Below are 9,197 nucleotides of genomic sequence, written 5' to 3' on the forward strand. Positions count from 1 at the left end.
GTGCCCGGCCGCCTCCTGCACGCTCAGCCCGCAGTCCGTGCGCTGCCGCAGCATGTCGAGCAGCTCCTCCTGGAGCGGCTCGGGGTCGCCCCAGGTGCCGTAGAGCTTCTGCGTGCTGAGGCAGACCGGGCGCAGGCCACGGTTGAGGACGGCCTCCCAGGCGGCGACCGAGACGCCCGGCGTGTGCTCGGAACGGAAGTCGTCGAGGACCACGATGCCCTCGGGCATCAGGATGTCGTGGGCGGCGCCGATGTCGGCGTGCACGTGCTCGTACAGGTGCGAGGCGTCGACGTGGACGAAGCGGCAGGTGCCCGGGGCCACCTTCTCGGTCACCACCGAGCTGGGAGCCGCGATCACCGTCGGCAGGGTGTCGTGGAAGGAGAGGTAGTTCCGCTCGAAGGCCTGCTGGGTGAGCGAGGCGTACGACTTCGTGGCCTCCGCCTGGTTGGCCCCGTCGGGGGCGTCGCCCTCGAACAGGTCGCAGACCGTGAACTTCTCGCCGTCCTGGAGGTGGTGGCCGAGGAGGATCGCGCTCTTGCCCATGTAGACGCCGAGTTCCAGCAGGTCTCCGCGCATCCCCTGCTTCTGCTGCCGCTCAAGGAACCAGGTGAACAGCATCTGGTCCAGCGGCGGGAACCAGCCCGGGACGTCGGCGAGTTCGCCGGGGTACGTTTCGGTCGCTTGTGCGTTGGTCATGAGACGAGCCTTCTCCCTGAGCGGTGCCGAAACCGACGGTTGGTTGAACGTCCCGTGAACAGCTCAGCGGGCCTTGGCCAGCAGAGCCCGCAGTCGTGGTGTCAGCGGCTTCTCCACATACTGGTTCAGCAGCCACGCCAGCATCAGCATTGAGGCCACTGTCAGCGAGAATGTCACCGCCGACGGCAGATCCAGGCCGCGGTGCAGGGCGTGGATCACCACCCAGCCGAGATGCTCGTGGACGAGGTAGAACGGATACGTCAGCGCCCCCGCCACCGTCAGCCAGCGCCAGTTCGCCCAGCGCAGCCACCCCAGCGCGATCGCCGCGACCGCGACGAAGCCGAAGGTCACGACGAGGACGATGCCGATCGAGGAGCGGTACGAGAAGCCGCCCGCGTCGGGGGCGTGCCACAGCCCCTGCACCGCGAAGTGCTGACCTGTCAGCCAGCTCACGGCGACGATGCCCCACCCGTAGGCGTCCCGCCGGTCGAGGTGGACGAGGTAGAGGCCGACACCGCCGATGAAGAACGGGGCGTACTCGGGCATCACGACGATGTCGAGCAGCGGCATGTGCGCGTTCGCCGCGATCACCGCCGCCAGCATCCAGCCGGCGCAGAACATGATCACCCGGCGGCGGTTCGCCCTGGGGAGCACCACGCACAGCGCGAACAGCGCGTAGAAGCGGACCTCCGCCCACAGCGTCCAGCACACCCCGAGCACCCGGTCCACGCCCAGCGGCATCTGAAGCATGGTCAGGTTCACCAGCGCGTCGCTCGGCGAGACCGCCTTGTACGCCACCATGGGCAGCGCGAACACCGCCGTCACGAGCACGACCGCCACCCAGTAGGCGGGCAGCAGCCGGGAGGCGCGGGAGGCGAAGAACGACTTCAGCGGCCTGCCCCAGCCGCTCATGCAGATCACGAACCCGCTGATCACGAAGAAGACCTGGACGCCGAGGCAGCCGTAGGCGAAGTACTCGTGCAGGGTCGGGAACTGCTCCTTGGGTGAGCTGCCCCAGGCCTCGGAAACCTCACCGTCGCGCCCGCCGTAGTGGTACGCCGCCACCATCAGCGCGGCCACCAGCCGCAGTCCGTCCAGGGCACGCAGCCGGCCGCCGGAGTTCCTCCGGCGCGGTGGGACGGTCGTGGCGCCCGGTGGTTCGACCAGCACGGTGACGTCGGGCCGGGGCTTGGGGGTGCTGACGACCGTCTCGGTCACGCTGAAAACCTCTGTAGTAGCTCGTATGTCCTTCACCTGAGCCGCCAGGGGCGGGCAGGGCGCCGATGTCACCCTAGGGCGGAGGTTGACGCTGAAACGTTCGACGGAGTCAGCCTTCGCCTGCCGGTCTCCACGGGTTCATCTGGATGTCGCCGAGCCCGGCCGCCGGGCGGACCTTTTCGGCCGCCGGGCGAGCCTGCCTCAGCGGCGCACCGCCTTGCGCAGCGCCCGCGCCCGCCGGACCACCCTGCGTGCCGTGGAGTTGCGCGGCAGGAACGCCAGCCGCTGCGGAATGCCGCCGGGCAGTCCGAGCGAGGTGAGACGGCGCTTCTTGAAGTAGCGCCGGGTGCGCGGACCGAGGTGCCGGGACAGGAACGCCTCCGCCTGCGGGCGCAGGTCCGGATAGATCTGCGGCTGCATGGTGAACCCGACCGCGGTCACCAGGTCCGGCAGCAGCTCGGCCGGCAGCAGGTCGCCGTCCTTGCCGCCGTCCAGGTCGGGCAGCAGCGCGTCCGCCAGGGTGGTGGGGATCCGGTTGCTGTTCTGATACGGCGTCAGCCGCTCCAGCAGCAGCTCGGTGCCGATGCGCGCGACCGGCAGCTCGTAGAACACCGCGGCCGTGAACAGGGCGGTGGAGAAGCAGCCGACGACCAGCGCGGGCCGGGTCCGCTCGAACAGCACCTCGGCGAGCACGGGCGTGTCCAGCACGGTGAGGTCCACGCCGAGCTTCTCGGCCTCGGTCTCCAGGGCGCGGCTGCAGCGGGCCGGTGCGGTCGGGTGCGGCTTGAAGACGACCGTGCGGTGACCCCGGGCGACCGCGCCCCGCATCATGCGCACGTGCAGGTCCTCTTCCTCCTCGGGGGAGAGGATGTTCAGCGCCGACAGGTACTGGCCGAGCAGCAGTGCCGCGTCGCCGGGCAGGTCGGGCAGTTCGGGGACGGTCTCGGTGACCTCGCCGAGCACCTTGAGGAACGCGGGCGACGGCACCAGCCGCGCCGGCACCTCGAACTCGGTCAGCAGCATCGGCGTGAGCCCCGGCACCAGATCGAGGTGCAGCAGCCGCCGCACGCGCGTGCCGACCAGCGGATCGAGCTTGTTGCGCGTGGGGCCGTAGCTCATCAGGCCGTCGGCGTAGACGTCGATGGGGGCGTCGGTGAACAGCTGCGCCACCGTGAGCGCGGGTGCGACCTGGATGGACTCCAGCACCAGGCTCACCCGGTCGTCGCCGAGGCCCCACAGCATCCGCAGATAGCGCTCGAACAGCGGGATGTCGTCGGAGCGCGGCGTCCACGCCCCGGGGTGGAACGGGCGGATGGCGTCGTTCCAGGACAGCACGTCGTCGAAGTGCTCGCGCAGCGGCGCGAAACCCGGCATCTCGTCGAGGGCCGGGGTGGTCTCCGGGTTCGCGGAGTTGTTGAACACCAGCAGCACCCGGCGGTCCGGCTCCTCGAAGAGGTCGGAGTCGATCGCGGCGGCCAGGGTGGCGACGCCGTACAGCGTCGAGGCGCAGAAGATCTGTGTGGTCCCGGGCATCAGGCGGCCGCTCCCGCCGGCGTGACCCTGCGCCGCAGCCGCCGCAGCTTGGACGAGCGGTCCATGTCCATGGCCTCCAGTGCGTCACCGAGCGCGTCCTGCGGCATGCGCTTGATGGCCGCCGCGCTCATCGACCGCAGCTGCCTCGCCACGGCCGGTTCGAACCTGTCTTCGTTGGAAAGGTGGTGCGCGATGATCGCGCAGTACGTCCGCACCGCCTTCGGCAGCAGCCGGTCGGCCTCGCGGTCGGCGGCCGTCTCCTCGATCACCTGGTCGAAGGCGCGGATGAAGTCGAGCTGGCGGACATCGCCGATCTGGGTCAGGGACGAGGCCACCCCGCGCCGGTAGAACACGCCCAGCAGGCTCACCACGGCGAACGACTCCGCCTCGCGGTGCAGCTTCCAGATCCACGGCCGGTCCTCGGCCGTGCGCAGCCCGTCGGTGAAGTGGAGCACGCCCCTCTCGAGAAGGCGCCGGTGGTAGGCGCCGGCCCAGGCGTAGGCGTAGTCCACCGAGGTCGAGCGGTGGGAGGGGAGGATCGCCTCCCGCGGGTCGAACGCCTCCCAGCGCCGGCCGACCGGGACCCGGGAGACGGAACGGGCGCGCGCGGTGGCCTGCACATGGTCGGTGCGGATGAAGTCGCAGCCCAACTCGTCAAGGGCGGATACCAGTTCGGCGAGGTAGCCGGGGGCCAGCCAGTCGTCGCCGTCCAGGAACGTCAGGTACTCGCCCTGCGCCGCGTCCAGGCCGGTGTTGCGGGCGGTGGCGAGCCCCCCGTTCTTCTCGTGTCGGATGTAACGCACTTGCGCGACATCCGAAAGGTCCTCGGCCGCCCGTTCGAGAATGGCCGGCGTTTCGTCCTTCGAATGGTCGTCGACCAGGACGAACTCGAAATCGCGGTCGGCGTTCAACCGAAGGCTTCTGAGGGTGTCCGGGGCATATTGCTGCACGTTGTAGAACGGCACGATCACGGAAAGCTTAGGCACCCGCAAAACGTTAGGAGGCCGTCCGGCTCCTGAACTTTCCGGTGAACATACACTGGGTGAACTCAATGTGTCAGAACGGTGCACCCCGTGTACTTCCCGGTTCTCCGCGGGCCAGTTCGGCTCCCGGTGGGGTGTTGTTAACTTTTCGTTGAGTCGTGGTTCCGCCATACCTAGGAATTGCTTCCTAGCGTCTTCAACGTGCCAGCAAGTACACCGAAGCGCCCGCGAATCGCCGTCCTCGCGGACTCCGACACCCGCTGGAAATGGGGTGCGCTCACCGCGCACCGCATCGCCCCGGGACAGTCCATGGAAACCGGCCCGCGCGAAGGCGCGCAAGTCGGTCCCGCCCTCGACGGATTCCTGCTGCGCGGCCGGGCCACGCCCACGCCGCGCCAGATGGAGGAAGTGGGCGTGCGCGCCGACTCGCTGCGGGAGGTCACCGCCGTCGAGTTCCTGCGCACCATGGCCGAGGAATCCTACGACGTCCTCGTCCTCGCCCTCGTCGGCGGCGGTGTGCAGGCGATGCTGCACGGCCTGAAGCGTGTCTGGGAGGACCGGACCTCGCGGCCCGTCGTCGTCACCGGCTACGTCGGTGTCGTCTACGAGAAGCTCGCCGACGGCCTGCTGCTGCGGCACGGCGCGGACCTGGTCCTCGCCAACTCCCGTCAGGACGCGGACCGTTTCCGGGCCGTCTACGAAGGGGTGGGTGCCGACGCCTCGTCGGTGACCGAGGTGGCCCTGCCGTTCCTCGGCGGTGCGGCCTACGAAGGTGAACACGACCCCTACACGGTCGTCTTCGCCGCCCAGCCCTCCGTGCCGGAGAGCCGCAAGGACCGTACGTACCTGCTGAACCGGCTGGTCCAGCACGCCCGCAGGCACCCCGAGCGCGAGGTGCTGCTGAAACTGCGGTCCAGGCCGGGTGAACACACCACCCACATCGAGGAGTTGCCGTACCAGAAGCTGGTGCAGCGTCTCGATCCGCCGGCCAACTTCCGCCTGGTCTACGGGAACATGGGCGAGGTCCTCGACCGCACCGACCTGCTGGTGACGGTCAGCTCCACGGCCGCCCTGGAATCGCTGCACCGCCGTATCCCGACCGTCGTGCTGACCGACCTCGGTGTCCGTGAGGCCCTCGGCAACCACCACTTCGTCGGCTCCGGCTGCCTCGCCTCCTGGGACCAGCTCGACGACGGGCACCGGCCGGTGCCCGACGAGGAGTGGGTCGCCCGGCAAGGGGTCGTGGCGGACGGTTCCTACGCATCCGCCTTCGACGCGGCGCGCGAACGCATCGCCGAGCTGCTCGACCGGCCCGGCGGCCTGCCGCCGCTGACCCCGTACTACACACCCGTCACCGCGCCCGGCTATCTGCCCGGGATCCTCGCCCGCCACCACCTCGGCCCGGACGGCACCCCGCTGCCCGGCGCGCCGGCCGCCGACCGGGAGCCCGGACCGGTCCGGCAGATCGTGCGCCGGGCGGCGCGCGGCGCCTACCGGCACGGCGTGCAGCGCGTGGCGCCCGTCATCCGGCGGATGGGGGAGCTGTGAGCCGCCCCGAGCCCTCCGCCCCAGGAGCCCAAGGAGTACACCCCATGTCCCACCCGGAAGCGGGCCGAGGCGCCTCGGTGCGCCGCGTGCTCGCGGTGATCCCCGCGCGCGGCGGCTCCAAGGGCGTGCCCGCGAAGAACCTCCTCCCCGTCGGCGGCGTCCCGCTGGTGGCGCGGGCGGTGCGCGAATGCCGCGCCGCCCGGCTCGTCACGGACGTCGTGGTCTCCACCGACGACCAGGCCATCGCGGCCGCCGCCCGTCAGGCCGGCGCCGAGGTCGTGCTGCGGCCCGCCGCCATCGCCGGCGACACCGCCACCTCCGAGGCCGCCGTCCTGCACGCCATGGACGCGCACGAGGCCCTGCACGGCGCGGTCGTGGACGTCGTGCTGCTGGTGCAGTGCACCAGCCCGTTCATCACCCGCGAGGACGTGGACGGAGTCGCCGCGGCCATCGTCGAGAACGGCGCCGACACGGCCCTCACCGTGGCCCCGTTCCACGGCTTCGTCTGGCGCGACGCCGAGGACGAGGTCGCCGCCGGCACCGTCGCCGAGGCCGACGCGGCCGTCGGCGGCGGCTACGGCGTCAACCACGACAAGTCCTTCCGCCCCCGCCGCCAGGACCGCCCCCAGGACCTGCTGGAGACCGGCGCCGCCTACGCCATGGAGGCGGTCGGTTTCCGCAAGCACCAGCACCGCTTCTTCGGCCGGACCGAACTGGTCCGCACCGACGCCGCGCGCGTGCTGGAGATCGACGACCCGCACGACCTCGCCCGCGCCCGGGCCCTCGCTCCGCTCTTCGACGCGGACCGCCCCGGCGCCCTCCCGACCGCCGACGACATCGACGCGGTCGTCCTCGACTTCGACGGCACCCAGACCGACGACCGGGTGCTGGTCGACTCCGACGGACGGGAGTTCGTCTCCGTGCACCGCGGGGACGGACTCGGCATCGCGGCCCTCCGCAGGAGCGGCCTGAAGATGCTGATCCTGTCCACGGAACAGAACCCTGTGGTCGCCGCCCGCGCCCGGAAGCTCAAGCTCCCGGTGCTGCACGGCATCGACCGCAAGGACCTCGCGCTGAAGCAGTGGTGCGAGGAGCAGGGCATCGCGCCGGAGCGCGTGCTCTACGTCGGCAACGACGTCAATGACCTCCCGTGCTTCGCCCTCGTGGGCTGGCCCGTGGCGGTCGCGAGCGCCCACGACGTCGTGCGCGGCGCCGCACGCGCGGTCACCACCGTCCCCGGCGGCGACGGCGCGATCCGAGAGATCGCCAGCTGGATCCTCGGCCCCTCTCTCGATTCCCTCACCAAGTAAGGACATCTCCTGCCATGAGCACCAACTCCCGTATCCGTCAGTTCGGTTCGCGCGAGGTCGGCCCGGGCCGTCCGGTCTACGTCTGCGGCGAGATCGGCATCAACCACAACGGCGAGCTCGAGAACGCCCTCAAGCTGATCGACGCGGCCGCCGAGGCCGGCTGCGACGCGGTCAAGTTCCAGAAGCGCACCCCGGAGATCTGCACCCCGCGCGACCAGTGGGACATCGAGCGCGACACGCCCTGGGGCCGGATGACCTACATCGACTACCGCCACCGCGTGGAGTTCGGTGAGGACGAGTACCGCGCGATCGACGACTACTGCAAGTCGAAGAACATCGACTGGTTCGCCTCCCCGTGGGACACCGAGGCCGTCGCCTTCCTGGAGAAGTTCGACGTCCCCGCCCACAAGGTAGCCTCCGCCTCCCTCACCGACGACGAGCTGCTGCGCGCCCTGCGCTCCACCGGCCGCGCGGTGATCCTCTCCACCGGCATGTCGACCCCGAAGCAGATCCGCCACGCGGTCGAGGTCCTCGGCTCCGACAACATCCTGATGTGCCACGCCACGTCGACCTACCCGGCGAAGGCCGAGGAGCTCAACCTGCGCGTCATCAACACCCTGGAGCGGGAGTACCCGAACGTCCCGATCGGCTACTCCGGCCACGAGACGGGCCTGCAGACCACGCTGGCCGCGGTCGCGCTGGGCGCGGTGTTCGTCGAGCGTCACATCACCCTCGACCGCGCCATGTGGGGCTCGGACCAGGCCGCCTCCGTCGAGCCGCAGGGCCTCACCCGCCTCGTCCGCGACATCCGCACCATCGAGGCCTCCCTCGGCGACGGCGTGAAGAAGGTCTACGAGTCCGAGCTGGCCCCGATGAAGAAGCTGCGCCGCGTCCCCGGTGTGGTCGCCGAGGCGGAGATCGCCGACGCGGCGGGCGAGCCGGTAGGCGTCTGAGCCCCCAACCCCCACACCCTCCTTACGACGGGACGGTCGTACGTCGATGAGCCCCCGCGCCGGGAACGCCGGCCCCCACACTCTCGCGTTCGTCGAGAGTCCGGTACAGCTGCTGAACGTGCTGGAGTGGGCGCACACCCATGCGCCCGGCGTGGGGCTCACCCTCGTGGTGCTGTCGCCCCTCGACCCGATGACGCGCGGCCAGTTGCGGCGGATGTCCGAACTGGCCCGCGAGGAGGGGCACGAGGTCCGCTGGGAGGAGGCGCGCGGCGGGCCGATGGCCCCCTTCCAGACCATCGGCGGCCTGACGCGCCTGCTCCGCAGGGCCCGCCGGGTGGTCCTGGGGGACCCCTTCTCCCGCTACGTCCAGCTCCTGCTGACGATCACCCGGGCCGGCGACCTGGTCGTCGTCGACGACGGCACGGCGACCATGGAGTTCGTCGGCCAGTTGGCCCGGGGCGAACGCCTGGTGCGCTGGCACCGCAAGGGCGGCCGCCCCGGCCCGCGGGACCTGATCTTCGCGCCGGTGTCGTCCTCGGCCCGCCGCCGCCTTACCCCCGGCGGCAACCGCAACGTCGAGATCTTCTCCTCCATGCCGATGGAGGAGACCCCCGCGGGCGTCACCGTCAACGCCAACGACTTCGCCTGGACCCGGTCGCGCTTCGGCCCGCCCCGCATCACCAAGGGCGCCGACATGGTCGGCACGTCCCTGGTGGAGACGGGCGTGGTCGACGACGCCCGCTACCTGGAAGCCGTCCGCACGCTGGCCCGGGCCCACGGCGCCACCCGCTACTTCGCCCACCGCCGCGAGAGCACGGACAAGCTCCACCGGCTCGCGGTCGAGACGGGCCTGGAGATCGTCCGCCCCGAACTCCCCCTCGAACTGATCGCCCGCCGCGGCCCCATCGGCCGGACGATCCTCAGCTTCCCCTCCACGGTCGTCCACACCCTCCCCC

8 protein-coding genes are annotated in these 9,197 nt (G+C 70.8%); 4 read left to right on the forward strand and 4 right to left on the reverse strand.

Features of this window, described 5'->3' with window-relative positions:
* The 4 genes from CA983_RS35440 to CA983_RS35455 form a co-directional block, all read right to left on the reverse strand.
* On the reverse strand, window positions 1-696 hold a 696-nt coding region (locus tag CA983_RS35440), incomplete at its 3' end, for a class I SAM-dependent methyltransferase (protein WP_086604851.1).
* 63 nt (window positions 697-759) lie between these two features.
* Entirely contained in the window at window positions 760-1,914 is a 1,155-nt protein-coding gene (locus CA983_RS35445) for an acyltransferase family protein (protein ID WP_107500318.1), read from the reverse strand.
* Between the two features lie 201 nt (window positions 1,915-2,115).
* Window positions 2,116-3,447, reverse strand: coding sequence for an alpha-2,8-polysialyltransferase family protein (locus CA983_RS35450; protein ID WP_086604852.1), 1,332 nt, complete (start codon window positions 3,445-3,447; stop codon window positions 2,116-2,118).
* Window positions 3,447-4,433 (reverse strand): glycosyltransferase family 2 protein, encoded by a 987-nt coding sequence (locus CA983_RS35455; RefSeq protein ID WP_086604853.1) that lies wholly within the window; start codon window positions 4,431-4,433, stop codon window positions 3,447-3,449. Before CA983_RS35455 ends, CA983_RS35450 begins: the two co-directional genes overlap by 1 nt.
* Before the next feature lie 198 nt (window positions 4,434-4,631).
* Here CA983_RS35455 and CA983_RS35460 point away from each other — a divergent pair, with 198 nt between their 5' ends.
* The 4 genes from CA983_RS35460 to CA983_RS35475 form a co-directional block, all read left to right on the forward strand.
* The gene (locus CA983_RS35460; protein ID WP_086604854.1) at window positions 4,632-5,978 is read left to right on the forward strand and encodes a DUF6716 putative glycosyltransferase; all 1,347 of its coding nucleotides are present in this window, start codon (window positions 4,632-4,634) and stop codon (window positions 5,976-5,978) included.
* Between the two features lie 44 nt (window positions 5,979-6,022).
* Entirely contained in the window at window positions 6,023-7,288 is a 1,266-nt protein-coding gene (locus CA983_RS35465) for an N-acylneuraminate cytidylyltransferase (protein ID WP_086604855.1), read from the forward strand.
* Between the two features lie 14 nt (window positions 7,289-7,302).
* Window positions 7,303-8,241, forward strand: coding sequence for an N-acetylneuraminate synthase family protein (locus CA983_RS35470; RefSeq protein ID WP_086604856.1), 939 nt, complete (start codon window positions 7,303-7,305; stop codon window positions 8,239-8,241).
* 46 nt (window positions 8,242-8,287) lie between these two features.
* The coding region (locus CA983_RS35475) for a hypothetical protein (RefSeq protein ID WP_086604857.1) at window positions 8,288-9,197 on the forward strand (910 nt) is incomplete at its 3' end.

The sequence above is a fragment of the Streptomyces swartbergensis genome (assembly GCF_002148965.1).
In the GTDB taxonomy this organism is placed as follows: Bacteria; Actinomycetota; Actinomycetes; order Streptomycetales; family Streptomycetaceae; genus Streptomyces; species Streptomyces swartbergensis.

What these genes read in the sequence shown, in the direction of transcription:
- CA983_RS35450 (WP_086604852.1), bottom strand. Translation starts at nt 3,447, where the DNA reads ATGCCCGGGACCACACAGATCTTCTGCGCCTCGACGCTGTACGGCGTC.
- CA983_RS35465 (WP_086604855.1), top strand. Translation starts at nt 6,023, where the DNA reads ATGTCCCACCCGGAAGCGGGCCGAGGCGCCTCGGTGCGCCGCGTGCTC.
- CA983_RS35470 (WP_086604856.1), top strand. Translation starts at nt 7,303, where the DNA reads ATGAGCACCAACTCCCGTATCCGTCAGTTCGGTTCGCGCGAGGTCGGC.